The sequence below is a fragment of the Polaromonas sp. genome, from assembly GCF_035638815.1.
GTDB lineage: Bacteria > Pseudomonadota > Gammaproteobacteria > Burkholderiales > Burkholderiaceae_C > Polaromonas.
Genome location: NZ_DASQZG010000003.1, coordinates 105,651 through 131,264, shown reverse-complemented (window position 1 = coordinate 131,264; position 25,614 = coordinate 105,651). Strand labels below are relative to the sequence as shown.

At 59.5% G+C, this 25,614-nt stretch carries 26 protein-coding genes; 12 read left to right on the top strand and 14 right to left on the bottom strand.

All coding sequences use genetic code 11. From position 1 onward, the window contains the following. Both VE934_RS01435 and VE934_RS01430 read right to left on the bottom strand, forming a co-directional pair. Positions 1-600, bottom strand: a complete 600-nt coding sequence (locus VE934_RS01435) for an MOSC domain-containing protein (RefSeq protein WP_324883588.1) — start codon at positions 598-600, stop codon at positions 1-3. After that, entirely contained in the window at positions 591-1,079 is a 489-nt protein-coding gene (locus tag VE934_RS01430) for a glycine zipper family protein (RefSeq protein ID WP_324883586.1), read from the bottom strand. Before VE934_RS01430 ends, VE934_RS01435 begins: the two co-directional genes overlap by 10 nt. 28 nt (positions 1,080-1,107) lie before the next feature. Here VE934_RS01430 and VE934_RS01425 point away from each other — a divergent pair, with 28 nt between their 5' ends. Next, positions 1,108-1,275, top strand: coding sequence for a hypothetical protein (locus VE934_RS01425; RefSeq protein WP_324883584.1), 168 nt, complete (start codon positions 1,108-1,110; stop codon positions 1,273-1,275). 19 nt (positions 1,276-1,294) lie between these two features. Here VE934_RS01425 and VE934_RS01420 read toward each other — a convergent pair whose 3' ends face one another. Together VE934_RS01420 and VE934_RS01415 are read right to left on the bottom strand one after the other, a co-directional pair. Beyond that, the gene (locus tag VE934_RS01420) at positions 1,295-2,578 is read right to left on the bottom strand and encodes an O-antigen ligase family protein (RefSeq protein ID WP_324883582.1); all 1,284 of its coding nucleotides are present in this window, start codon (positions 2,576-2,578) and stop codon (positions 1,295-1,297) included. A 33-nt stretch (positions 2,579-2,611) separates the two neighbouring features. Then, entirely contained in the window at positions 2,612-3,361 is a 750-nt protein-coding gene (locus VE934_RS01415; protein WP_324883580.1) for a glycosyltransferase family 25 protein, read from the bottom strand. 221 nt (positions 3,362-3,582) lie between these two features. On the opposite strand from VE934_RS01415, the gene VE934_RS01410 reads away from it, so the two are divergent. The 3 genes from VE934_RS01410 to VE934_RS01400 all read left to right on the top strand — a co-directional run bounded on the left by VE934_RS01410 (position 3,583) and on the right by VE934_RS01400 (position 9,121). Next, the gene (locus VE934_RS01410; RefSeq protein WP_324883578.1) at positions 3,583-4,938 is read left to right on the top strand and encodes a hypothetical protein; all 1,356 of its coding nucleotides are present in this window, start codon (positions 3,583-3,585) and stop codon (positions 4,936-4,938) included. 11 nt (positions 4,939-4,949) lie between these two features. Next, complete coding sequence (locus VE934_RS01405; RefSeq protein ID WP_324883576.1) at positions 4,950-6,530, top strand: FecR family protein; 1,581 nt, start codon at positions 4,950-4,952, stop codon at positions 6,528-6,530. Between the two features lie 719 nt (positions 6,531-7,249). Next, positions 7,250-9,121 (top strand): phosphoenolpyruvate carboxykinase (GTP), encoded by a 1,872-nt coding sequence (locus VE934_RS01400; protein WP_324883574.1) that lies wholly within the window; start codon positions 7,250-7,252, stop codon positions 9,119-9,121. 116 nt (positions 9,122-9,237) lie between these two features. On the opposite strand, the gene VE934_RS01395 is transcribed toward VE934_RS01400, so the two are convergent. Next, entirely contained in the window at positions 9,238-9,765 is a 528-nt protein-coding gene (locus tag VE934_RS01395) for a hypothetical protein (RefSeq protein ID WP_324883572.1), read from the bottom strand. Positions 9,766-9,902: 137 nt separating this feature from the next. Between VE934_RS01395 and VE934_RS01390 the strand changes: the two genes are divergently transcribed. Next, entirely contained in the window at positions 9,903-10,859 is a 957-nt protein-coding gene (locus VE934_RS01390) for a LysR family transcriptional regulator (protein ID WP_324883570.1), read from the top strand. 15 nt (positions 10,860-10,874) lie between these two features. On the opposite strand, the gene VE934_RS01385 is transcribed toward VE934_RS01390, so the two are convergent. After that, a complete protein-coding gene (locus tag VE934_RS01385) occupies positions 10,875-11,045 on the bottom strand; it encodes a hypothetical protein (protein ID WP_324883568.1) in 171 nt (56 codons plus the stop codon). Between the two features lie 174 nt (positions 11,046-11,219). On the opposite strand from VE934_RS01385, the gene VE934_RS01380 reads away from it, so the two are divergent. After that, on the top strand, positions 11,220-12,074 hold the full coding sequence (locus tag VE934_RS01380; RefSeq protein ID WP_324883566.1) for a metallophosphoesterase: 855 nt from the start codon (positions 11,220-11,222) through the stop codon (positions 12,072-12,074). A 36-nt stretch (positions 12,075-12,110) separates the two neighbouring features. On the opposite strand, the gene VE934_RS01375 is transcribed toward VE934_RS01380, so the two are convergent. Together VE934_RS01375 and VE934_RS01370 are read right to left on the bottom strand one after the other, a co-directional pair. Further along, entirely contained in the window at positions 12,111-12,692 is a 582-nt protein-coding gene (locus tag VE934_RS01375; RefSeq protein ID WP_324883696.1) for a helix-turn-helix domain-containing protein, read from the bottom strand. A gap of 335 nt (positions 12,693-13,027) precedes the next feature. Next, positions 13,028-15,580, bottom strand: coding sequence for a GAF domain-containing protein (locus tag VE934_RS01370; RefSeq protein WP_324883563.1), 2,553 nt, complete (start codon positions 15,578-15,580; stop codon positions 13,028-13,030). 207 nt (positions 15,581-15,787) lie between these two features. Between VE934_RS01370 and VE934_RS01365 the strand changes: the two genes are divergently transcribed. Continuing rightward, complete coding sequence (locus tag VE934_RS01365; RefSeq protein WP_324883562.1) at positions 15,788-16,114, top strand: hypothetical protein; 327 nt, start codon at positions 15,788-15,790, stop codon at positions 16,112-16,114. 113 nt (positions 16,115-16,227) lie between these two features. On the opposite strand, the gene VE934_RS01360 is transcribed toward VE934_RS01365, so the two are convergent. Beyond that, positions 16,228-17,076 carry a M14 family zinc carboxypeptidase gene (locus tag VE934_RS01360; protein ID WP_324883560.1) on the bottom strand — a complete coding sequence of 283 codons (849 nt, stop codon included), beginning with the start codon at positions 17,074-17,076 and terminating at the stop codon, positions 16,228-16,230. Positions 17,077-17,155: 79 nt separating this feature from the next. Here VE934_RS01360 and VE934_RS01355 point away from each other — a divergent pair, with 79 nt between their 5' ends. The 5 genes from VE934_RS01355 to VE934_RS01335 all read left to right on the top strand — a co-directional run bounded on the left by VE934_RS01355 (position 17,156) and on the right by VE934_RS01335 (position 21,064). Then, positions 17,156-17,674 (top strand): flavin reductase family protein, encoded by a 519-nt coding sequence (locus tag VE934_RS01355; protein WP_324883558.1) that lies wholly within the window; start codon positions 17,156-17,158, stop codon positions 17,672-17,674. 39 nt (positions 17,675-17,713) lie between these two features. Next, entirely contained in the window at positions 17,714-18,226 is a 513-nt protein-coding gene (locus VE934_RS01350; protein ID WP_324883556.1) for a BON domain-containing protein, read from the top strand. Positions 18,227-18,229: 3 nt separating this feature from the next. Then, complete coding sequence (locus VE934_RS01345; protein ID WP_324883554.1) at positions 18,230-19,126, top strand: DMT family transporter; 897 nt, start codon at positions 18,230-18,232, stop codon at positions 19,124-19,126. A gap of 207 nt (positions 19,127-19,333) precedes the next feature. Then, positions 19,334-19,936 (top strand): helix-turn-helix domain-containing protein, encoded by a 603-nt coding sequence (locus VE934_RS01340; protein WP_324883552.1) that lies wholly within the window; start codon positions 19,334-19,336, stop codon positions 19,934-19,936. Between the two features lie 210 nt (positions 19,937-20,146). Continuing rightward, entirely contained in the window at positions 20,147-21,064 is a 918-nt protein-coding gene (locus VE934_RS01335; protein WP_324883550.1) for an alpha/beta fold hydrolase, read from the top strand. Here the strand turns inward: VE934_RS01335 and VE934_RS01330 are convergent. The 5 genes from VE934_RS01330 to VE934_RS01310 are packed head-to-tail and all read right to left on the bottom strand — an operon-like array spanning position 21,051 to position 25,604. Next, positions 21,051-22,088 carry a tripartite tricarboxylate transporter substrate binding protein gene (locus VE934_RS01330; RefSeq protein ID WP_324883548.1) on the bottom strand — a complete coding sequence of 346 codons (1,038 nt, stop codon included), beginning with the start codon at positions 22,086-22,088 and terminating at the stop codon, positions 21,051-21,053. The genes VE934_RS01335 and VE934_RS01330 overlap by 14 nt on opposite strands. A 12-nt stretch (positions 22,089-22,100) precedes the next feature. Continuing rightward, the gene (locus VE934_RS01325; RefSeq protein ID WP_324883546.1) at positions 22,101-23,066 is read right to left on the bottom strand and encodes a hypothetical protein; all 966 of its coding nucleotides are present in this window, start codon (positions 23,064-23,066) and stop codon (positions 22,101-22,103) included. Beyond that, positions 23,050-23,661: a 2-dehydro-3-deoxy-6-phosphogalactonate aldolase gene (locus VE934_RS01320; RefSeq protein ID WP_324883544.1), complete on the bottom strand. Its 612-nt coding sequence runs from the start codon at positions 23,659-23,661 to the stop codon at positions 23,050-23,052. Before VE934_RS01320 ends, VE934_RS01325 begins: the two co-directional genes overlap by 17 nt. 17 nt (positions 23,662-23,678) lie before the next feature. Continuing rightward, on the bottom strand, positions 23,679-24,626 hold the full coding sequence (locus VE934_RS01315) for a 2-dehydro-3-deoxygalactonokinase (RefSeq protein ID WP_324883542.1): 948 nt from the start codon (positions 24,624-24,626) through the stop codon (positions 23,679-23,681). A gap of 3 nt (positions 24,627-24,629) precedes the next feature. After that, on the bottom strand, positions 24,630-25,604 hold the full coding sequence (locus VE934_RS01310) for a tripartite tricarboxylate transporter substrate binding protein (protein ID WP_324883540.1): 975 nt from the start codon (positions 25,602-25,604) through the stop codon (positions 24,630-24,632). Positions 25,605-25,614: the final 10 nt, after the last annotated feature.

Sequence of the window (25,614 nt, the reverse complement as noted above, 5' to 3'; positions counted from 1 at the left end):
TTACCGAAGGTGTTTGCTCATCTTCGCGGCAAACAACTGGGCGATGCTCACACTCCGCCGTCCGTGAACAACCTCAAACCCGTCGCCCGCGCAGAGGCTTCCAGGCGTCAACACCGACAGATACATCCCGCAAAACCCGCTTTGCGCCATAAGTTTTGATGCGCGGGCAAAACCCATTGCCGCGTTGAACTTGTAGCACGGCTCCCGGGGAATGCGCACCATCAGTTCGCAATCGGGAAACTTCAATACGTCACCAGCCCAAAGACTGTTTTCGAGTACACCCTGCAGCGTGAGGTTTTCGCCGAAGCTTCCAAACGGCAAGCTGTCGTCAATTTCGGCCAGCCCTTCAGCCCGACGCGCGGCTTGCCAGAAAGGGTAGTGCTCGGCCGGATAGGCGTACACCGCTTTTTCCAGACCGCCATGGATTGAGAGGTCGGCCTGCTCATCTCCCGTGAGACCCAGGGGCAGTACAGGCACCTTGCCTTGCACAGGCAACTTGTTCATGCCCGTCAGAACACTGCGCCCACCGATTGGGACCCGTCGTGCCACGCCAAGCTGTACCGCAAGCAACTGACCGGAGGCCGACAAGGTCAGTTCCATCCGATCACGTCAAAGCCCTTGTCTGCGAGACATCGCTGTACAAAATTGCGATAGGTTCCGTTGGGGCGATCACCACGGACGGCCCCCTGAACTGCTCCCGCAGAGCCTCCAACCGCCGCCCCCGCTGCACCAGCGCGAACAACACCTTCCCCACCGCGACCCGTGATGAGCGCCCCCACCGCAGCAGCCACGCCTCCGGTGGCGGCACCGGCCCCTGCGCCACGAGCCACAGCGTTGTTTTTCTCTTCAGGCGTCAATCCGGCCAACGCGGCCCTTGCCATGCACGCATCAGCTTCGACGCGGCCTTGTGCCTCGCCCACACGATTCAGCGTCGCGTTGGGATACAAAACAGGCCGGGCAGCAGGGCTGTTGGTATCGGTGCTGGCACATGCCGCCAGCCCGCTCAGCACCAAGGTCCAGGCGGCTAGCAGGCTCGCGGCAGAATACGCTTTGCGCCACTGAACACGGTAAAATCCCAAAAGTTACCCCCAGTTTCCAGGAACCATCATGTCAAGCTCCCCTGAACAATCCACCAACGCCGCTCACAGCAGCCCGACGCCCGCCCAGGAACAGGACGCTGTAGAGGCCATCGTTCCCCTGATGCCCATCGTACTTCCGGTCGCCGGAGGTGTGCTGATGTTTCTGCTGGCTTTTATTGCCATTTACATGGCTTGAATACGAGGGCCTGACTAGGTTACTTTTTGGCTTCTTGGTGGGTCGAAGGCCGGTTCACCATCAGTATTCCCACGATAAAGGCGATCAAGTGGCCTTCCGGGAAAGTTCGGAAGTGCCCACTGAACATGCTAGTGACGCACCAAGCCACAAGACATCCGGCAGCCATTTGCCCGTAGATGTTTTTATTCTTGAGGCAGTGCTTCAAAATCAAGGCAAGTACAGCCAAGAACGCCAATAGCCCGACCACTCCATTTTCTGCAGCGATATGTAAGTATTGGTTATGGGGGTCCTCAAAGGGGATCGCACGCCAACCCGTGTATCTCGCTGCGGCAATGGCGCTGAAATTTTGCTTGAAGCTCCCCGTGCCACCGCCCAACAACGGCTTCTCCCAAATCATATCCAGTGTCGTACGGGCCATTAACATTCTTCGACCTAACGACGTTTCGTGCTCCACTGTGGAAAAGTTTTGCGTCTCTGTAATTCCCAGCTGCACGCGGTTATGCACGGAGGTTGAAAGGTTAAAAGCGAGCAAGCCGATCACGCCCGCAACAACAACGCCAAGCACCAGGCCTTTGAGGCCGCGCCACACAATAAAGAACCACGCCACAAGCACCAGGAACACCACATAGCCACTCCGGCCAGGTGTGACAAACGCGAGATTAGTCATAAACGCTGCTGCCAGCGCAATAAGTCCCACGCCCATCACGCGACTGGTTTGTCGCTGAGCAAACCATAACGCGAGAAATGAACATATCGCGAAAGCCATGCTTTGGGTGGCGTAGGATCTAAAGACATTGTCAGCCACGAGCGGCGCGCCGCCGGCGCGCATCTTTTTGAAGGGAATCACGCTATCTATAAGCGCCGCACTCCATGGCGCCTTCACCATATACGACACCACCAGACCGATAGCACAGGTGCTCAAGAACGCTATGAGAAAGCGTCGCTTGGGCGGATTCCCTGAAAAGACCATCGTCAACGGAAGGATGTATAAAATTTTTCGATCAGAAAAGACAGCCCTCCAAGCATCAGGTAATGAAGCTTCCGTGTAGCCAATACCTACAACTTGCCAGCATATATAAAAACAAATTGCGAGCCCAAGACCCACCGGGAAGTTTCTAGTGTCCAGATGCGAACGCTGAGTGCTTGCGCAGATGCAGCAAAAAAGCACCAAAAAGAACACAAACCCCAAGTTGGCTAGAGCGGTGGAAAATAGATTGGCACAAACGGCAAATATCGCGGTGTTTTGAGTCCATGTGATGAGCAGTGGCTGGGACTCGGTGCGCGAATGAAACAAGGCGGTCATCGATAAATAGCTCCGGGTTAATGGTCGGCGCGCCTACCTATGCAGCCGCCTCCGCCAGAGTTTCTTCCAGCGAAACTGCAGCGCTTGAAACCACAGGGGATGCGACTTGTCCAGCGCCGACGGGAACATTCCGTTGTGACTGCCTTGCTCCACTACAGGCGGCTCCAGCCAGAACATGGGTGTAGCCAGGGTGCGATCGATGTGTTCAAAGGTATGGTCTATCGGCAGCGTGATGCCGTTAGCATCAATCCAGTCCAATCGCCTTTTTGCCGTCGCCAGCGAAAGGATGTAGGAGTCGGCAAACTTGCCCTGATTGCGCGGATAAAGCCATTGTCCCGGCCGGATCTGCTCATGCGGCACGTAGTAGTGTCCGCCGCAGCCCAGAAAAGTGACGTGCGGATCGCCCAGCGCGATCTCCTCCTGCATCAGGCCGCTGAGCGCCGGCAAAAAAGCCTTTGAAAGAATCACGTCGTCTTCCAGAATCAGCGCGCGCGCTATGTTTCTTTGGCCCATCAAGTGATGGGCTTGCCAGTGTTTCAGGGCACACGATTGCTGCGCGGGCGAAAGTCCGTTTCCCCTGAACAGCCGCTGCCGCAGGGCTTCGGGAATGGCGGGAATGTCGAAGTCGAGCACAAACTCAAAGGGCAGGTCCAGAGCCTGCATCTGCGCCTCAATAAACTCCCGCCTTTCGACATAAGGAGTGGCATGAATGACAAAAATCGCATCCAGTCCCGGTGGCAAAGCCTGGCTGGGCTGCGGCAAGGCGGAGGGGTCAAGAGGCATGGGAACTTTGGATGTGGGAAAGACCGGCAGATTCAACAAGACCTGCAACTCTGAATTCTAGATGACACGTACCAGCGTGCCTGGGCCCACACCTCCCTGCTCGCAGCCGGAAAGCAACAATTTCGGGGCCTCTCGCGGGCAAACCGATTCTTTTGGTTACAAATGTCGGAGGGCATGCTAGCCTATTTCCTCATCAGTCCACGGACGGGTAAGGATTCGCAATGCTGAAAGCTGGCGTATGGGGTTCACTGCTGTGGCTGGCTTGCACGCTGGCGACGGCAGCGCCTGCCGATGAGGTCAAGGCCTTGCTGGAACAAGGAAAAGACCGGCAAGCCTACGAGGCAGGAAAAGCCGCGCCCGATTCGCTGGGAACGCCCCTGTTTGATTTTTACTTCGGTATCGCTGCTCTCAATGCAGGCGTTCCGGGAGAAGGGGTGTTGGCGCTTGAGCGCTACGTGCTGCAGTTTCCTGAAAATCGATCTGCACAGTTTCAACTGGCACGCGGGTATTTCATACTGGGTGAAGACCAGCGTTCGCGGGAAGAATTTTCCAGCCTGACTCCAGGGGCTTCTGGCGCAGAGCTGGACAACATCAACCAGTTTCTCGATGCGATCCGCGCCCGTGAATCGCGTTACAAGCCCACGTCCAGCGCCTTTGTGGAATTGGGCACCGGTCACGACACCAACATCAACAGCGGCATTCGCAGCGGCCAGGTGGCCGGCCTGCCGCTGGGGTTTATCGTTGCGCCTGGACAGTCGTCCGAGCGCCAGGCCGACTCGTTCAACAACTTGCTGGCTGGGGTGCAGGGGGCGTATCCCTTTGCGCCTGGCCTTTCCCTGTACGGCGGCGCCATGCTGATGGCACGCACCCATAGCCGTAAACAGAACGACGTGTTCGATCAACAGCTATTTGCCCTGCACGGTGGTGTTTCGATGCTCGCGGGCCGCAGCTTGTACCGGCTGGGTGTCGATTGGCTCAAACTTGAGGTGGACAACCAGAAGTACCTGTCAATCAACACTCTGGTGGGTGAGTGGCAATACCAGAACGACCAGAACAACCGCTTCGCACTGACGATGCAACATTCACAGCAACGCTACCAGAACATCATTACCTTTCTGGACATCAACAAAACCTCCGCCGTAAGCTCCGGCGCCGACATCCGGGACAGCAGCTTGACCAGCGTGTCCGCCGCCTGGACCCATACTTTGGCGCACCCCTGGAACCCGGTTTTTACGACCAGCGTGAATGCTGGCAGCGAAAGAAACCGCAAACACCGGCCCGACCTGTCACGCGATCTTTGGGGTGTCAGGCTTGCGGTCACGGCGCAACCTTTACCAAAATGGACGATCGGCAGTGGTCTGAGCTACCAAGGTAGTCGCTATGCCAGTGACTTTGCAGTTGGCATCCCGGCGCGGCGCGACCAGTATTACTCGCTTGATCTTTCAGCCGCTTATGCCTTCGACCGAAACTGGACGTTGCGCGGCGAATACCAGCATGTCGAGCAGCAGGCCAACATCGGGTTCTTTGACTTCACCCGCCCATCGTTGGCGCTGAAGCTGCGCTACGACTTTAAATGAAGGGAAACCCCATGAAAACCGGCCTGCCGCTTGTTTTGCTGACGCTCCTCAGCCTGAGCGCTGCCCAGGCTCAGCCTGCGGGCCGGGTTCTGGCGCTGGCCGGCGACGCCACCTTGTCGCGCGCCGGGCAACAGTTGCCGCTGCGGGCGGGTGCCATGGTGGAAAGTGGCGATGTGCTTGCCGTCGGAGAGCGCAGCGCCTTGCAGGTTCGCTTTACCGACGAGTCAGTGGTCGCTCTGCGGGCCAACAGCCAGTTCCGGATCGAAGACTATCGCTTTGACAATAACGCCGAGCAAGACCGTTCTGTCATGGGTTTACTCAAAGGCGGCATGCGCACCATCACCGGCCTGATAGGCAAAGCCAACCAGAAAAACTACATGGTCCGCACCGCTACTTCGACCATTGGCATACGCGGTACCCACTTCACCGTGGTGTCTTGCAGCAACGACTGCCGCAATGCCGACGGCACCCCAGTCCCAAATGGCACTTTCGGCGGGGTGACGGATGGGCGCGTCACGGTCTCCAACAGCAGCGGCCAGCAAGAGTTTGGTCAGCAAGATTATTTTCATGTGCCCAGCGCAGACTCCGCGCCGGTGCGCCTGCTCGCGCCACCCGCCATATTGAACGACCGCAGCTCGGGCGCACGCGGGCGTAGCGCAGCGGCTGCCCCGGCAACCGGCTCCAGCGGCACGGCGGCAGGCGGGGAAACCGCGGCTGAGAGTAATTCGGGCACCCAGACCTCGACCTCCCCGCAGCTAACGGTGCTGGCGGCGCCCACGACCCAGCTGACCGCGCCGCTGACCTTGGTCGTAGCGGCAGAACAGCCCGCCATTGCGAGCAACGCGACGAATGCCAGGATCTCAGTCATAGAGATCGATCCCAATTCGAACTTCTCGTGTTCCTTCGCCTGCATAAAGACCAACGCACAAAGCTTCACCCTGGCGGAGCTCAAGCTGGAAATCACCGATTCCAATATTCCCAAGCTGTTTACCGACGCGGCAAGCCTGGCGGCCGAGCTCAGGGCCGCCACCGCCCCTGCGCCGTCAGATCCGTTGTTCACCCTGGTCGGCAGCAGCGCCGCTGCGGCAGCGTACTGGGGCTACTCTCCCCCTCGTTCAAGCGACGCTTCACGGCTGGGCAACCACGTCGCTTTCGGTGACTCTCCCACAGTGGCTTTGCCCGGTTCCGGCACGGCCCAGTACAACTACGTGGGCGGCACGGTACCCACTGACAACTTTGGCCGGGTCGGCAACTTTTCCGGCGGCAACGCCCTGTTGATGGATTTTGGCGCCCGGCAGATCAAACCGATGGCGAACCTCACGTTGAGCTTTGGCACCAATGCCCAGCAGTCTACGCCGACGGTGTATGTGTTGCCGGCCTATGCCACCTTTTCCATGAACCCTGGCGCCCAGGTGTGGACAGGTGCCACTTGCACCAGCGGCTGCGTAGGAACCACCACTGGCACGGTAAACGGGATTTTTACCGGCGCCTCCGCGCAGGGTTTCATCTCTGCCGTAACGGTCACCAACACCCAACTGAACACCAGCAAGCCCAACGCGGCGGGCGCGGTTGCCGTCTTCGCCCGGCAGTAACTCGACACCGGGCGAAAGCAATTCGCCGGGAGGCAGTTAACCCCGACTGTTAGCGGTATACGGACGCCGCTCCGAAGGAAGACGCGCAGCATTCTCAGTACGTCTACAGGGCCGCGCACGGCCGACGACAAACACCGTCCTTAGCCTTAGCCGCAGCAAGCGAGCACAACCGCAGCGACGCCAAGCAACCTGTGGCCTTAACCGCGCCCGTTCCAGCGGAAGCCCGGCATCGGCCAAAAGAACAGCTCGGCAGGCAAGCTATGGAGCTGCGTAAACAGCACACCCAACCAGCCAGCCGAAAACTCACTATCGCTGCACATCCCCCTGTCATCACTGCCTGAACCCTTGCGCCCTTGAACCCCCGAACTGACTGCGCATAACCCTATGCTGTTTATGCATGAGATTTGCCTGTAACTCGCCTGTAACCGACGGCGAACTTCTTAAAATGACTTTTCCGGTCGACTCGTGGACGCCGAAAGAACAATTTATCCCTCGTTTTTTCTGGCGCTGCGCCGCAGCACATCCAGCTGCAGCCCCGCCCACCGACAGGCATTGGTTTTATGGCGGTTTCTACCCTGTTTCTGGCCCATCGCAACCGGACACCGCATCGCAATCAGCGTCATTTCGACAGATGTATCGATGCCACAGCCCCTGCCGCACGGCGCTGACTGCCATCCGACGTTTATCGAAATCACGCTTTTTAACTTTGGAGCTTTTCGATGAACCACCCCGCCATGCAAGGGCTAGCCTTTGATGCCCCCAGCTATGTCAAAAATGCCAGGCTGATCGCCTGGGTTGCCGACATGGCGGCACTGTGCAAACCTGACATTATTTATTGGTGCGACGGTAGCGAGGCCGAGTATCAGCGCCTGTGCCAGCAGCTGGTAGACGCCGGCACCTTCAAAAAGCTCAACGAAACCAAACGGCCCAACAGCTTTCTGGCTCACAGTGACCCCAGCGATGTGGCGCGTGTGGAAGACCGCACCTATATTTGCTCGGCCAACAAGGAAGACGCCGGCCCCACCAACAACTGGATGGCACCTGAGGAAATGCGCGCCACGCTACAGCCGCTGTTTGATGGCTGTATGAAGGGCCGGACCATGTATGTGGTGCCTTTCAGCATGGGCCCGCTCGGCTCGCCGATTGCGCACATCGGCATTGAGTTGTCAGACAGCCCCTATGTCGCCGTCAACATGAAAATCATGACGCGTATGGGCAAGGCGGTTTTTGACGTATTGGGAGTCAACGGCGAATTTGTACCTTGCGTCCACACCGTCGGCGCCCCGCTGGCTGAAGGCCAGAAGGACGTCAAGTGGCCTTGCAACAGTACCAAATACATCGTGCACTACCCCGAAACGCGCGAGATCTGGTCTTATGGCTCAGGCTACGGGGGCAACGCCTTGCTCGGCAAAAAATGTTTCGCGCTTCGCATCGCTTCCAACATGGGACGGGACGAAGGCTGGTTGGCCGAGCACATGCTGATTCTTGGCGTGACGAATCCCCATGGCAAGAAATACCATGTGGCAGCAGCCTTTCCTTCGGCCTGCGGCAAAACCAATTTCTCCATGCTGGTTCCGCCGGCGGGTTTTGAAGGCTGGAAGGTCACAACCATTGGCGATGACATTGCCTGGATCAAGCCGTCAGCCGACGGGAAGCTCTACGCCATCAATCCTGAAGCTGGCTATTTTGGCGTGGCCCCGGGCACCAACTTCCACACCAACCCGAACTGCATGGCGAGCTTGGACAAGAACGTGATCTTCACCAACGTGGCGCTCACTGACGACGGCGACGTGTGGTGGGAAGGCATGGAAAAGGACAGCGGCAGCCTGCCTGCTCACCTGATCGATTGGCAGGGTAAAGACTGGACGCCGCAAATCGCCAAGGACACCGGCGCCAAGGCCGCCCACCCCAACGCCCGCTTCACAGTGGCGGCGATCAACAACCCGGCGCTGGACAGTGCGTGGGACGATCCCAAAGGTGTGGTGATTGACGCCTTCATTTTTGGTGGGCGCCGTTCAAGCACCGTTCCGCTGGTGACCGAAGCCCGCAATTGGGTTGAGGGCGTCTACATGGCGGCGACCATGGGCTCGGAGACAACTGCAGCTGCCACAGGCCAGGCGGGCATTGTGCGTCGCGACCCGTTTGCAATGCTACCGTTCATTGGCTACAACATGAGCGACTACTTCCAGCACTGGCTGAACGTGGGCAAAAAGCTCGAAGCCACCGGCGCCAAGCTTCCCAAAATTTACACCACCAACTGGTTCCGTAAAGGAGATGACGGAAAGTTTGTCTGGCCAGGTTATGGGGAAAACATGCGCGTGTTGAAATGGATGATCGACCGCCTGGAAGGTAGCGCGCACATCAGTCAGGGGAAAGAGCACCTGATTGGTGTGAGTCCTGACTATGCCGACTTGAACTGGACCGGTCTGAGCTTTAGCGCCGAACAATTCGATAAAGTAACCAGCATTGACAAGGCTTCATGGGCTGAAGAGCTGGCGTTGCACACTGCCTTGTTCGAGCAACTGAAACACCATCTGCCTGAAGAACTTGGCGCAACCAAGGCCGCGCTTGAGACGCGCCTCGCGGCTTAAGGGCCGGCAACCTTGACGGTTGCCCACAGAGGCAATTGGCCATAAAAAAAGCCACCCTTTTGGGTGGCTTTTCGCATGTGGCCTGCCGCACCAGACTGCAGCTTGTTGCTGAGCCCTTAGATGTAATAACGGTGATAGGCTGGCAAAGGACGGTCTGCCGGCTGCATGGTTGCAACCTTGTCCTGGCGACCGACTGGCCTCATGGCAGGGATGGTTAGCTCTGCCCTGGCTTCGTTACCCACCATGGCTGCGCGCAAATCAGCCATGACGCGGGGGTCGCTCTGCGCAGTTTCCCAGAGACGCGCATCGGCCCGCGCCTGCGCCATGTTTCGTGACCACGCATCGAGCGATGCGACGAAGCGCCGCGCCAGCTGACGTGCTGCACCAGCGAACAGTGCCGTCGCGGCAAACGCCACAGCCCACAACCCCATCCAGACGACCAGCAAATGTCCTTCTGCGACGCTGTCCATGACCTGGTCGGCGACGACCATGGCCGAAGCCACGATGGCCGACAGCAGAAGCAGGGCCAATCCGCGTGAACCGGAGACACCGCGTCGCGCCAGTTTGACGGCATCAATAGCCGACTCAACGCGGGCTGCGCCAACGTGTTGCGTGGAGTAGTTGATATTGACGAAGCTTGTCATGAAGGATCCCCTGATGAGTGCCGCCACCGGTATTGATTGGGCACAGGAGAATATTAGGGTTAATACTAACTTTGTTCAACTTTATGTTTATGATGATAGTCATTCATGACAGTGATTAATCAAACTCTGTAATCCCGGTGACCCAACCCAATTTCCGCACGCTCGACCTGAACCTCCTCCGGGTGTTTGATGAGGTGATGGCGGAGCGAAGCCTTACGCGCGCTGCGCGTAATCTGTCCTTGACCCAGCCGGCCGTCAGCAACGCGATGCGGCGCTTGCGGGAGACGCTGGGAGATGAGCTGCTGCAGCGCAGCGGTCAGGGCATGGCTCCCACGCCCCGCGCGCTGACCATCTGGCCAGCGGTGCGCGAAGCCCTGCAGCAATTGCAACAGTCGCTGACCCCCAATGAGTTTGCACCCGCCACGGCCACCAGCACGTTTGTGCTTGCCATGGCCGATGCGACGGCCGCCGAATTGATGCCCGGGCTGGTTGAAACGCTGGAACGCGAGGCCCCCGGGGTGGCCATGCGGGTGGTGCCTTTGAGCACGAGAGACCCCAGGCGTCTGCTCGACGATGAAAGCTGCGATCTGGCCGTGGGGTATTTCCCCTCGGTGCTCGCCGATTTGGCGGTCAACGCGCAAAGCGGAGAACTGCCCCCGTTTTTGCACCAGCGGCTTTATGACGGCGAGTATGTGTGCGTGATGAGAAAGAACCATCCACTCGCCAAGGGCCCCATGACCCTGAACCGCTTTTGCGCAGCCCGCCACATGCTTGTTAGTTTTTCCGGGCGTCCCTATGGTTTTGTTGACGAGTCGCTGGCTTCGCTGGGGCGCAAACGCCAGGTGGTGTTGACCGTTAACCAGTTTTTTACGGCTGGGCGTGTGGTTGCCACATCCAACCTTCTGACCGTGTTGCCGCGCCATTTTGTTCGCGTGACGGGTATGGCTGAAGAGCTGGTGCTGCGACCTCTTCCCTTCGAAGTGTCGACGGTCCACGTGGACGCGGTATGGCACCGTCGCTCGCAAATGCGCAGCGCCCACATCTGGTTGCGCGACGCGGTGCTGCGCGCAGCAACCAAAGCGTTCGCGCAGTAGCTTTTTAGACCCGCTCTAGCGGACGACGCTCAAATAAGCGTAAGCAGCGCGACGCAGTTGGCGGGCCTGCAGCGGGTTACGGCCTGCACGCGACTCGGCGCGCTCCATCAACTGGCGCGCGACGCCGGAATTTGCTCCATGCCGACGGGCAAACAGGCGGGCTATGCGGGAGATGAGATGGAACATTTTTGAAGTCGCCTCACAGGCGAAAAGTTGTGATGTATTGAATGTAAGGGTTTTCCCTAGTCTTGCAAGCCTAACGCGGCCCGATTCCCATGCGCAAGATGCATGACTCTCTGGCAGCCCGGGCATCGACAAGGCTGCCGGAGACGTTGCGCCAGCCTCCTGCACAATCTGCGGGTGAACATTCAGCTACTTTCTGATCTCCACCTGGAATCCAACCCCCGTTACCAGCCGCGGCCGGTTACGGGAGCAGACCTGCTGGTGCTTGCCGGAGACATCGGTTCTTACCAAAACGGGTCCCTGCTGACTGAACTTGGAATTCCCGACTTTGGCCTTGGCCGCTTTTCTCCCCTGCCTGTATCCCGTGGGGGCGCTGCATGGCCCACTCCCGTGCTTTTCCTGCCCGGCAATCATGAATACGATGGGCAGGATTTCGACGAGGCCCGTATGCGGTTACGGGAGGTCTGTGCGCGCCTTGGGCTGGGCTGGCTGGAGCGCGAAACCATGGTGCTGAACGGAGTTCGCTTTGTGGGCAGCACCTTGTGGACTGACTTTGATGCCCTGGGCGCCGGTGAGGCCCGCGCGGGCGATTGGAGCCTCGGCGAGCAACTAAAAGCGCGGGAGAAAGCCTTCCGCGCCGCCAACTTTTACCTGAACAAAAATCATGCTTTTCGGGAAGGCCATCCCATTCTGGCCGAGGCCGTACGTGAGGAAGGCTTGAAGAGCCAGGCCTGGTTGCGACGGACGCTCGCAGTGCCCTTCGAGGGCCCTACGGTGGTGGTTACTCACTTCGCGCCCAGCCTGCTTAGTTCAGACCCACGCTACGGTCTGATGCCCGGGACCGCCGGGTTTTGCAATTCACTGGACGATGAGTTTTTGCCGCAGGCAGATTTGTGGCTTCATGGGCATTTGCACTGCCCTTGCGACTATGTCAAGAATGGCTGCCGCGTAGTGGCCAACCCACTGGGTTATGCGCGAAAAGGAGAGCAGGAAAAATTTCGACCCGACTTGCTGATCACGGTCGAGACTTAGCCGCAAGCCACCCCCGCCCAAACGCCATCAGCGCATCTAGCGGGCGCCAAGTCCGTTAAAACAGGTTCCCACGATCAACTCGATCATCTCCTCGTCGCTGTGTTGCTCGCCGGCCTTCAGAAACTCCAGCACGGGGTCACAGGCGCGGGCATACAGCGTGTACAACACCAGAAGCGGCGGTGTTGCTGGATTAAGGGCACCCTCTTTCTGGGCCTGCTCTATCCACTCGCCAAGCTGGTCGCTGACCTGCATCAACCCATCCAGGTAGGCCTTGTTTCCCATGAGGGTGAGCCTCAGGCTGGAATTGTGGTGCGGCAGGGAAGGCATCTCGCCCGCCAGCTGCAGTTCAAGCATCCAGCGCACCATGGCTTTGAGCTGCTCCAGCGCAGGGGTTTCGGCGGGACGCGTTGCCAAAAAAGCCTGGGCGCGCCTCACCACGCGAACCATGGCAGCCGCTGCCAAATCTTCTTTGCTGGGAAAATGTTTATACAGGCTGGCCTTGGCGATGCCTACCTCCGCAGCCACTTGGTCGACCGTCATCAGATCGAACCCTTTTTCGGCAAGCAGGCGGTTGACGGCCTGGACAATAGCGTCTTCACGCGCTGCAAGCATCTGCATCTTGAACGAAGCCTTGGGCGGAGCACCGTCCTTGGACACGCCCGCAGCCGGCGGCCGCTCCCTGAGAGATTGGATAGTCATGCCCGCATTTTACCAATTTCGGATGACCGCCTGAAGTTGCGGTCTTATTTCAGCCCCAGCGATCAAATTATTACCGATTGGTAACAAACGGTTTGTTCCGAATCGTTTGTCACGCCTCCCGCCTGCCTGTATCTTGTATGTCCCCTGCGCTTCCGTTTCGGGAGAAACCGCCAGGCGATGTTCTTGCACGCGTGGCCGGGGCTTTAGTTCGGAGAAGCGCATTCCCTGCGCGAAACACTGTTGCGCCCCGCGAATTAATCCGGCCGGTTGCCCAGGGTGAAGTAAAAGGTTGAGCCACGAGTGGGCTCGGATTCGGCCCATACCTTGCCGCCATGACGCGTGATGATTCTGTGCACAGTCGCCAGGCCAATGCCAGTACCCGGAAACTCAGCTACCGTGTGAAGCCGCTGAAAGGCCCCGAAAAGCTTTTGCGAGTACGCCATGTCAAAGCCCGCACCCTGATCCCGTATGGCGTAAACAGTCTCGCCGCCCGGGTGACGCTGCTGCTCAAACGCAATATGCGTGTGAGCGCCCTGCTCGCTGAACTTCCACGCATTTCCGAGCAGGTTGTCGAGCACCTGAAGCAACAGGCGCCGGTCTCCCTCCACCACCATGCCGGGCGCGATGGCAAGTTCCGCTTTTCGATGGGGCTCGCGCTCAGCGTAGCCCTGGAGCACCGTCTGTGCCATGGCGCTGAGATCCACACTTCCCCATTGCAGACTGGTCCGCGACACCTGCGCAAGGGATAAAAGGGCGTCAATCAGCTCCCCCATTTGCGCGACGCCGGCGCGGATCCGGTTGAGGTAGTGCCGCCCACGTGCGCTGGCTACGCCATCGCCAAAATCCTTGTCCAGAAGTCCACTAAACCCGTCAATCGCACTGAGGGGCGTCCGCAGGTCATGTGATACCGAATAGGAGAACGCTTCCAGCTCGCGATTGGCCTCTTCCAGCTGCGCTGTGCGCTGCCGCACCCGATCCTCCAGCTCGGCGTTCAGGCGTAAAACTTCTCCTTGAGCCTGCTTTCGCTCAGCGCGTGACCTCAGGTTGCCGATGCCAAACGCCAGGTTATCAGCCAACTCCTGCAACAACTTGATTTCATCGGGGCCAAGCTTTTCGATGGTGCCTGAATACAAGCCCAGGAGACCAAAGGTGCGATGGGCATCGCGCAGGGGCAAAAACACGGCACTCCGGTAGCCTTGGCGCATGGCTTCTTCGCTCCAGAAGAACTTGTTGGCCCCTTTCGTGATGTCCTCGCTGACTTTGACCACGCCGCTCCGAATGGCTTGTCCGGCCGGGCCGGCACCGGTCGGCTTGTCGGCATCCCAACTCAACTTGATGGACGAGAGATACCCGCCCTCATGACCGGCATGCGCCACCGGTTCAATGGCAAGTTCGAAGTCTTCACGCGCATACCCGACCCATGCCATGCGGTAGCCACCCACATCAACCGCCAGGCGGCAGACCTGCAACAACAGTTCGCCCTCGTCATCCATGCGCGTCAGCGTTGCGTTGCATCGGCTTAGCATCTGCAGGGCCCGATTCGTGCGCGCGAGCTCCAGAGCAGCCAGTTTGCGGTCAGTGATGTCGCGGGCCGTACCAACAATACGTACCACCTCGCCTTCAGGGTTCATGACGGGGTAAGAGTGATCATGAACCCACCGAAACGCACCATTCGAATCAACAATCCGGTATTCCAGATCTGATCGCGCGCCGGCGATCAGCGCCTTGTGTGTCGCCTCTTGCGCCTCCCTGTCGTCTGGATGAATATGTTCCAGATACGCAGCGGGTTCACCATATAACTTCTCGGCGCTTTGCTGCCAGACGGTCTCGCAGGCGGGGCTGATGTACAAAAACCGGCCACTGGCAAAATCGCGATCGTAGAAAACCTCCTCAATGTTTTCCACCACTTCCTGAAAGCGCGCCTGGCTACCAAGCAAGGCCTCTTCAGAGCGCATTCGCTCAATCGCAATTCGTGCGAGCCGGACCGCGGTGTCCATCAAAACCACTTCCTTTGGCTCTGGTCGGTGCGGCAAGCGTCGGTAGATGGCAAAAGTTGCCAGAACGTCTCCTCCAGCCGACAACACAGGCGTTGACCAACAGGCGGCAAGGCCGAACCCGTGCGTCAGTTCGCGGAAATCAAGCATCAGGGGATCGGTGGCCGTGTTTTCGACGACCACCGGCCTCTTTTCAAATGCCGCCGTGCCGCAAGCACCCACGCCAGGGCCAATCTGCAATCCGTCAATGGCGTTGTTAAATCGCTCAGGCAGGCTGGGCGCAGCGCCGTGACGCAGGCGGTCCCCGTCCAGCAACAGGATGGAGCACAGGCTTGTGGGAGACTGCCCTTCTATCAAATGGACAATGGCCTCCAGCGAGCTGGACAATGACTTGCCGCCGGCAATCAGCTCCAGCACCGCCTCCTGGCCCTTAGCAAATTCTTCGGCAAGGGTGCGCTCTGTGATATCGGTAAATACCGTCACCCCGCCGACCAGCTTCTGCCCCGGGCCATACAAAGGCCGTATGTTGACCCGCAACACGCGGTCGCTGACATGGGGCATGCGCAGCAGCAAGTCCCAGTTGGCGATGGTCTCGCCGCGGATTGCGCGACTCAGCGGCCTGTCGGCTTTCGCATACGCCGTGGCGCCGTCCAGCGTCAGCAACTCGTGCTGCTGACGCCATGAGCCCAGCGTGGCCCCATCGTCCATCCCCGGAAAGAGCTTTCTTGCAGCGGCGTTGAACAGCAAAAAGCGGCCGTCCACGTCGACCGCAATCACGCCCTCACTCATGCTGTTGACGATCAGGTCAAGCAAGCGGTCCCCCCTGCAAACAAAACTGCATGCTGCATCGCCATGGTTATACACCTTGCGCCCCAAGGCGTCACCGGGCAACCCCCAAGGCCATGGCCGTCTTTTAGCCGTGCGACCTTGCCTCCTACAGTGCGCAGGCAGGTCTGCCGACAGCCTGACCCGGGTCTGCAAACCAGACTCACTGTTTGCCCCCATTGTTGAAAGACCTCCATGACAAATCCAGCCAACCGCGCCACAACACCCGCAGCCACCACTGCAGCGGATCATCAATCAGATCTGCCCGGCACGAGTGAGGGAATGCCATCCAGGACGCCGGTAGACGGGCGTCAGCGTGCGGGCCAGCCCGTGACGCCGCGCGATGCATCTGACGAGGCGAGTCTTGAACTTCCGCATGAGCGTGACCAGGCCACGGATATGACGAACAAAAGCCCGGATCCCTTGATCAAGCAGGCCAGCATTGATCTCAAGAACAAGTTGCAGGACACGGACAAAAGGCCGCCCATGAACAAGACCTACGACGATCTCAAGAAGTCTTGAGCGCCAGCAACATCCGACATTTGCTACTGTATTTATAGCGCTTGGCGCCCGTAGATAAGGGGCTAGAGGCCAATTTGTCTTAAATTCCGGCACATCGGCGGGTTTGGTCTGCCTCAGGGCACCCGCGGCGAGCGTTCCGGCACCGAGGGCCCCACACGCTCGCTCGTCCAGCGCAACAGGTCCAGCCACATCTGCCGCATCTCGGCGTCCAGAGGTGTACGCATGGAATTGGGCAACTCGATGGTGACCACGGGCACACCTTTGTGCACGCCGCCATAGTTTCCGAGTGATCCCGGAAAGATGCCGACCTGGTCCAGATAGAGGCGACCCAAGCGCGATGGCGGCACCGACGGCCCATCGAAATCAAGCACGCCATAGGGCGCGTGAATGCTGACGATCAGGTTCGGCTTGAAGCGCTGCATTTCTTCATGCAGAAATTTCGACTCGGGCTCCGACAGTGGCTTGTGGCCCGGCCAGCGGCGTGGGTCTTTTCCGGTGCGCTTTTCCCAGTAGAGTTTTGCGTCGCGATCCCAGTGCGGCGTGGGGAAATTGCGGTTCAGGTCCACGCCGCTTGCATTGACCCTGCGCGGTGGCGTGGCCAGCAGGCCGTCGGGATTGAGCGCGGGAATGAAGCGCCAGTGAATGGCCTGTGACCACGGGCCCGTGGTTTGCTCGGCCAGATGAATCCAGTGCAGCGCCACCGACGCCGAAGACAACTCATCGCCGTGAATCGCGCCGACCACCAGCACGCGCTGCTGGGCGTCGGCCGGTTTCACATCGCGCATCCATATTGTCTGTCCCTTAACCGACCTTGCAGTCGTGGGCTCCAGCAGCGCTGCTTCACACAAGCTCCGTTTTACGTTGGGAAGCTTGCGGGCAAATTCGTCACAGGGCCCTGCCGCCTGCGCGTGCGTCACGGTCAACAGCAGAGCGATCAATCCAGCTGAACAAAATGTACGCATGCGGGAATTTTACGGCCCGGTTTGTGCGGTCTTGTGCACCCGGGCCGCTGGTGCAAAGCGCTTCAGGTAAATTACACCCATGTCATCCGCCCCGCGCCTCAACAAAGCCAGCAGCCCCACTTTTTCGCAGCGCGAGTTCCGGGCCGCGCTTGGCATGTTTGCCACGGGCGTGACCATCGTGACCACGCGGGACCCGTCAGGAGAGCTGGTTGGCTTGACGGCCAACTCCTTCAACTCGGTCTCCCTGGAGCCGCCGCTGGTTCTGTGGAGTCTGGCGCAGGCGGCAGGGTCCATGCCCGCCCTGAGCACCGGATCTCACTACGCCATCAACATCCTCGCTGCGGATCAAAAGGAGCTGGCCGAGCGCTTCTCGGCCAGGCGCGACGGCCGGTGGGTCGGTGTCGAATGGACCGAAGGCAAAAGTGGCTCTCCATTGCTGACGGGCGCTGCCGCCACATTTGAATGTTTTAACCGTAGCCGATACGAAGAAGGTGACCACGTTATTTTTGTCGGCGAGGTAGAGCGCTGCTCGCACCGTGAGGGCGCGGCACCCCTGCTGTTTCACGGCGGCAAGTTCTACACCGAGCACCCGCTGTAACCCGGGAAGAGCTCCATACACACACGCGGCGCGCCCGGTATGAAAGGACTCTTCCTGCTTGTCGGTGCGCTTGTCACCCTACCTGCCATGGCCCAGTCACATAACCCTCTGGAGAAGAAAAACTGGTTCGGTGACCCGTTTTTTCAGGTCTCTAAAGGCCTCGCCGCATGTCCGGCTCCCGAAGGACCCATGCTGACCTTTGAGGAGCAACGTCTACAGGCCCACTGGCGCGCTGAGCGTGGCACCAGCTGCTGGCTGGCGGGGAAATGCAAGGACAGCAATGCTTATCGCTACGACAAAACCCTGGCCCCACAGGTGGAGGCTGCACTCAAGGCGCTGCCTGAGCTTGCGGTCAGCAGTGTCTGGGTCACTGTGCAGCGACGCTGGGTTTTTCTGGAGGGTTGCGTGGCTTCACCAGAGCACGCGCTGAAGCTTGAACAAGCCGTCAAATCTGTTCCTGAAGTCGAGGCCGTAGTACCGGCACTGATGATCGGGGCCCGTGGCAAACCGCCTTATGCCCTGGCGCCGCGCAAGGGCTCACGCCACCACTGATTAATGACTGCGCGCAAAAATCATCTGGACACGGTTGCCATCCTGCTGTTGCTGGCCTGCTGCCTGTTTTGGGGTTTTCAGCAGGTGCTGGTCAAGGCTACGCTGGCGGAGGTGCCGCCGGTGTTTCAGGCGTCCATCCGGTTTGCGGGTGCCACTCTGCTGCTGTGGGCGTGGTGCCGCTGGCGTGGCATCAAGCTGCTCGCCGCCGACGGCTCGCTTGGGGCGGGATTGCTGGCGGGAGGATTGTTTTCTATTGAGTTCGCCTTTCTGTATGTGGGCCTGCAACACACCAGCGCCTCACGGCTGACCGTGTTTCTCTACACCTCACCCTTCTGGGTGGCAGCGCTGCTGCCCCTGTGGGTGAAGTCCGAAAAGCTGCGCGTTGTTCAATGGGTGGGCCTGGCCTGCGCGTTTGCGGCCGTGGGTTTTGCATTGCGCGAGGGCTTCAGCGCTGGCGGGGCCTCCACCTGGGTTGGGGATGTGCTGGCCCTGGTGGCGGGCATGTTCTGGGGGCTGACCACGGTGGTGATACGCGCCTCTTCACTCGCCAAGGTGTCGGCCGAAAAGTTGTTGTTCTATCAGGTCGCCGTGAGTGCAGGGGTTCTTCCGTTTGTGTCGATGGCTTTGGGCGAACAATGGGTGTGGACGTTCAGTCCGTTTTCCATCACCTCGCTACTGCTGCAGACCGTGGTTGGCGCCTTCGCCAGCTACCTGACCTGGATGTGGATGCTGGGCCATTACCCGACCACCAAAATTTCGGTGTTTGTTTTTCTCACGCCTCTGTTTGCCCTGCTGTTTGGCGCGCTGTGGCTAAAGGAAGCCGTTACGCCCAGCCTGCTGGCGGCGCTGCTTCTGGTGGCTGTGGGCATTATCCTTGTCAATCGCAAGCCCGTTACATGAGGTGTCGCTATTGATTTGATAGCTATGCATACCCGTCTTTCATGGGCAAAAGCATGTTTTGGTTAAGAGTCCCCCACCTGCACGTGCCAGGGCTTGATGCGCTCTAGCGCCGGCAGTCACTGCGAAGGCTGCCGATGCCGCCACGTATCAGACCCGACAAATAGGCGCTCTTGCACACATTCGCACATGCGTGCTAATATTCGCCCCATGGACGCCAAAACACAGAAAAGCGAGATGACGCGGGCCGCGATTGTTGGCGCGGCGCTCGACCTTGCTTCGGCTCAGGGACTGGAAGCCATCACGCTGCAGGCCGTTGCCGACACGCTGGGCCTTTCCAAGAGTGGCGTGTTTTCGCGCATCGGCTCGCGTGAGGCCTTGCAGAAGGCGGTGATTGAGGAGTTTGGCAGGCGGTTTGTCGTGGCCGTGTTTGTTCCCGCCATGCAAACACCCAAAGGCCTGCCGCGCCTGAATGACATCGTGCAGCGCTGGATTGTGCGTACCCGGGATGTGGATGCCCACAAGGGTTGTATTTACAGCGCAGGCGCTTTTGAGCTGGATGACTGCGAAGGCGAGTTGCGTGATGTGCTCTTTAACGAGGTAACACGCTGGCGCGCCACCCTGCGGCGCACAGTTATTCAGTGCATAGAGGCTGGACACCTGAAAGCCGACACGGATGCGAGCCAGCTCGTGGGGGAACTCAACGCCCTGATACTGGGCTCATTGCACGATGCCCGGTTTCTGCGGGATCCGCGCGCTGCCGAGAGAGCCCAGGCCACCTGGCAGCGGCTGATGAAAAGTTACCAGACTTGATGGTTCACGTGATGCCCCACAAGGGCTTTTTGTTGGTCTATATTTCGCACGATCGTGCGAAGAAAGGAAGTTGACATGTTGCTGCTTATTTCCGGTATCGCATTGGCCGCCCTGGTGCGCGTCGTGCACGCCGCCATCCAATCTCTGAGTGCGCTGCCCAAAAGCAATCGGGACTGGATCTGGTACTGAACACCTTGCAGGAGAACCACCATGACACGAACCTCACTTGAGACAACCGCCGCATACTACGCGGCCAACCCCACGACCCGACTTTTCCGCTGGGGGCTGGGCGCCTCGCAGCGGCTTTGGCCCACGCTGGCTGTTCGCGCAGCATCGCGTCTGTTCGCCACGCCTTTACCGCCCAAATGGCTGAATCGCCGCCGCACCTGGGGGCCTGACTGGCGCATCGAAGCTTGGCCATTTGAAAACGCCAGCCTCACCATGTACTCGCGCCCCATCGCGCCTCACGGCCCGGTGGTTTTGCTGGTGCACGGCTGGGGTGGCCACGCGGGGCAGATGCTTGCACTGGCCGACAGCTTGCAGGCCAAAGGGCTGAGACCTGTGATCCTGGAGCTGCCAGCCCACGGCCGCAGCGCAGGCTCTATCAGCACATTGCCGCAGTTTGCGCGCGCCATTGAATATGCGGCGGCCCGCTTGACCCAGCAGGGGCACGGGCTTTATGGCCTGGTGGCCCATTCGCTTGCAGCCAATGCGACCGCCTACGCCGTGAGCCGCGGTCTGCCGGTGAGCAAGCTGGTGCTCATGGCGCCACCGGCGTCACCGTACGAATACACACGGCTGTTTGCCCATGTATTTGGTTTGAGTGAGAAGACACGCGCCGCCATGCAGCGGCGCGTTGAAGCACGCGAAGGCATTTTGATGCCGCTTTTTGAGCCAGCGGCAGTCGGGCCGCGCATCCAGCAACCCACGCTGGTGGTGCACGACCGGCGCGACAGCATCAACCGCTTTGCCGACGGTGAGGCCTATCGGGACGCCATTGGCAATGCGCAACTGATCGCAACAGATGACCTGGGCCACCGGCGCATCCTGAAAGATGAAACCGTGGTTGCGCAAGTCGCCGGCTTTATCAGCGACACCACCGGACAGATACCCGTCATTCAGCCTTGATGCCCGCCGTCTTGATCACGGACTTGTACAGCTCGATATCGTCCGCGATCACTTTTGCAAAATCCTTTGCGCCTGAGCCGACGCGAATGACGCCGCGGTCCCTGAGCTTGGCCTCGGTTTCGGGCTGACGAAGAAAAGCCTGGATCTCAGCGCTGAGGGTGGCGATGATTTTGTCGGGCGTGCCTGCCGGGGCCATCACACCGTGCCATGCCTTGACCTCATAGCCGGACACGAACTCGCTGATCGACGGCAGGTTGGGGGCGAAGAAAGCGCGCGTTGCGGTGGTAACGCCCAGCGCGCGCAATTTTCCGCTTTGAATATGCGGGCCTGACGTGGATTGAGCATCTAGCGCCACGTCAATCTGCCCGGCCAGCAAATCGTTGAGCATGGGCGCCGATCCTTTGTACGGCACATGAACCATGTTGGTACCCGTCTTGATCATGAACAACTCCATGCCGATATGCAGAGAGGTGCCCGTTCCGGACGAACCATACGAGACCTTGCCGGGATTAGCCTTCAAATACGCGACCAGCTCCGGCAGGGTTTTGGCGGCAATCTTGTCTGCGTTGACAACCAGCATGCTTGGCGTGACGCCGACAAGGCTGATGGGAGCGAAGTCATTGATGGGGTGGTATGGCACCGTCAGCGGCTGCAGAGCCGGAAAAATGGCGTTGGCCGCAATGTTGCCCATGCCGATGGTGTAGCCGTCGGGCTTTGCCTTTGCCACTGCACTCATGCCAATGCTGGTACCCGCGCCCGGCCGGTTTTCGACGACCACGGGTTGGCCCCATTTGTTCTGGAGATGTTCTGCCACCATGCGCGACATCACATCGGCCACACCACCCGGCGCCAGCGGGACAATGAACTTGATGGCGCGATTGGGGTAAGGCGCTTCTGCAGTTGCAGGCTGTGCCTGAGCGGCCCCCGCCAGGGCGCCAAAAGCGGCGACGCTGATTGCGTTGACAAGCAATCGGCGGCGGGCGACAGGGATAAGCTTATCAAGGGAGAAGTTCGAGAGGTTCATGAGATTTGCCTTTCAGTGAATTAACGCGCGTTGTGAGGGCTTGGGAGTTGAAGTAACCGAAATTTCCATCCAGGCCTCAAACATGGCGTCGGGCTCCAGAAGGCGTACGCCATTTCGCTCCTTGTGCAGCGGCGGCAGACTGAATGCACCGGTGGCGTGCGACACAGGTTCCAGACAGATCCACGAAGCGCCATTCGGTCGGTAGACCACAAGGTGATCTAGCGATTCAGACGCAGCCATGGACACCTGCACATTTTTTGAAAGCCGCCGCAGCAAGGCCGGTGACTTCCAGGAATCAATGCAATGGTTTAGCTCAATGGCGTTGGCCAGCAGCCCCTGCCTTACATCGCCATGCGTCAGGCTCGCAAGGGGCACCACCCGGGAGGGGACTCCTTCTGAATCCTGCGCCCAGACATCGCGCGCATCAAGATGGAGCGTGGTGTCGGCATCAGTCGCGAAGTATGGATGGAACCCCGCACCTACCGGCATAGGAAGAGCTGCGAGGTTATGTACTTGCAAATGGAAACGCGCTGTTGCGCCGCTCAGACTTATGGTTTGCACACATCGGTGCGCAAAAGGCCAGTGCGTGTCTGCCGCGTTGTCGTAAGCCAACCGCAGCTCGCAGGACTGCTGACTTACCACCTGCCAGGCCTTCCGCCAACCTACGCCATGTACCGGATGTACAACGCCCGGTCTGTTTAGAGGAATATTCATCAAACCTGCAGCACCCTTGTCCTCACCAACAAGAAGGTGCCCGCCAAAAAGCCGGTTGGAATAGGGAACCAGGGGAAAAGAGGCCGACAAAAATGGATCTGTGTTGCCACTCGCCGCTGGCCTGAGCACATCAACCACCGAGCCATCGGCATTCTTGAAAACCATGCGCTCATAGCAACCACCAACGCCCGGCCTCACGTCAAGCTCCAGCGCGACGCTGCTGAGCCTGAGCGTGCGGCCATGGGACTCAGAGAGGGCGTTCATTCTTCCAGGCATCGAGCAAGGCGCGCGCGCGTCGCCCAAGCTCGGGCAAAGACATCCCGGGAACATACAGCGCAGAGCCCAGCCCCACGCCCCGCACGCCGGCCAGACGGAATTGCTGCATGTTGTGCGTATCGACGCCCCCCACTGCGTAAAGGGCTGTGCCTGCCGGCAACACCGCATTCCATGCGCGTATGGATGCAGGGCCCAACACATCGGCTGGAAATACTTTGAGGGCATGGGCTCCGGCTTGAAGCGCCGCAAAGGCCTCTGACGCCGTCGCCACACCCGGCATGGAAAAAAGGCCGCGCGCGCGCGTTTGCTTGATGACGGCAACATCCATATTGGGCGACAAAATGAGCTGCGCGCCCGCCTCGGCAGCGGCATCCACATCACTAACTCCAAGCACCGTACCCGCACCCAGCACACAAGAATTGCAGATCTGATCGGCCAGTAGCCGGATGCTGGCCAATGCCTTGGGCGAGTTCAGCGGGATTTCGATGATGTCAATGCCTTCAGCCAACAGCACCTGTGCGACCTCAAGTACCTCGTGCGTCTGGACGCCCCGCAGGATCGCAACGGCGGGCTGAGCATTCATCCGTGCTTCCGCGGTGTTCATGACGCATCCCCCAACAGGCCAGCGGCCTGCGCAACAATCGTCTGGCCACGCGTGGTTGCATCGTCCGCTGCACGTGCGGTGGCGATGCCAATCAACTCAAAAGCCCGTTCGTATCGTTCGCACAGGCCGTCGTCGCCAATCAGGACGACTTCCCGCAACTCCGCGTCTTTGCACAAAGCCCTGGCTCCACCGAGCTCCAGCCCTATCAATACGCCCGAGAGATAGTCCGGCAAACCTTCGGGCGCGATACGTCCCATCAAGCCCGCCGTGCGGGCTGAAAAGATAGCGTGGGAAGCCTGTGCGTGTGCATTCACGCCAACCTTCACGCCGGCTACAAATGCATCAGGCCTGCTCTCACCAAACACCATGAGTCGCCCAAGAATTCCGTGCTTTGTGAGCAAGGCATACAACTCACCCGTCATGTAAGTCCTGAACCCGGTGATGGCCCCCTTCGCCCCCGTCCAGGCCCACTTGCTGTGCGTACCGGGCAACACTGCGACTGATCCGCTGGCCAGGCCGGCGCCCCAGATCTGTGTTTCTTCGCCCCGCATCACGTCAAACTGCTCACTCTCGTCCAGACAACGAAGACCGGGAACAATGTGCAACTGCCGGACAAGACCGCTGGTCTGCACTGCGGCGCCTTCAATATCAACGCTGACAAGCAGCCGGGCTGCCTCCCCGGCGCCAGCGGGACAGTCAAGATATGGGGCTTCCTTCCAGCCCTGGCGGCTGCCGATCATGCCGCTGGCAATTAGCGGGCAGGGATATTGCTGCATCCAGTCGGCACACAATGCAAGCAAGGCTTGCGAAAACGCGCCGTCGTTGACGGCCATGATGCCGCCGGGGGCGGAGCGCGTCTCCAGCGCGCTACCCTCTGCGTCAAGCAAGCTCGCACGAAGGTTGGACGTGCCCCAGTCAACGGCGATCAAAGATACCTGGCTCAAAATTTACTCCGGTTTGATGTTCAGATCCCTGACCATCTTGGTGTAGCGGGTCTCCTCGCGGCGCATGAGATCCGCGAGCTGTTCAGGAGTTGACGCCACTACCTCGGCGCCAAGTACGCCCAACCGCTCCTTGACTTCCGCGCTGTTGAGAATGACCGCACTTTCCTGGTTCAGGCGATCGATCACTGCCTTCGGCGTGCCAGCCGGTGCCAGCAGTGCACCCCAAGAGGTGGCCCCAAAGCCCGGCAACCCCGCCTCAGACACAGTGGGCACATCAGGAAGCAATCGTGAACGGGTTGCACCCGCAACCGCCAGCACTTTGAGCTTGCCGCTCTTGACGTGAGGCGATACGGACGCCAATGCATCAAACATCAACTGGGTGCGGCCAGCCATCAGATCTACGTGGGCTGCCGTACTGCCCTTGTAGGGCACATGCACCATATCCACACCAGCTGCCTGCTTGAACATTTCAGCAAAAAACTGCGGGTTGCTACCGCTGCCAGAAGACGCATAACTGAACGTGCCTGGCTTGGCCTTCGCCAAAGCAATTACCTCCGCCATGGTGTTGGCGGGCAAGATAGCCGGGACCACCAACACAAGTTGCACGTTAGCCGTGTGGATGATCGGGGTAAAGCTTTTGATCGGGTCATAGGCAAGCGCAGGAAACAGCGCCTTGTTCACCACGTGTGAGCTGGCCACGAACGCGAGCGTATAGCCATCTGCAGCCGCGTTGGCCACGGCCTCTGTGCCAATGGTGCCGCTGGCGCCCGCCCGATTCTCCACTGTGACCGGCTGCCCAAACTTCAGCGCCAGACGTTCCGCCAGGAGCCGCGCCGTGATATCCGAGGCGCCGCCCACTGTGTACGGCACAATAATTTTGATGGGGCGCTGCGGCCACGCTTGAGCAGTGGCGGCAAGTGGGGCCACGCAGCCAAGTGCGGTAAACAAAACTAAAAATCGGCGGGTGAAACCATGCATGGGATGCTCC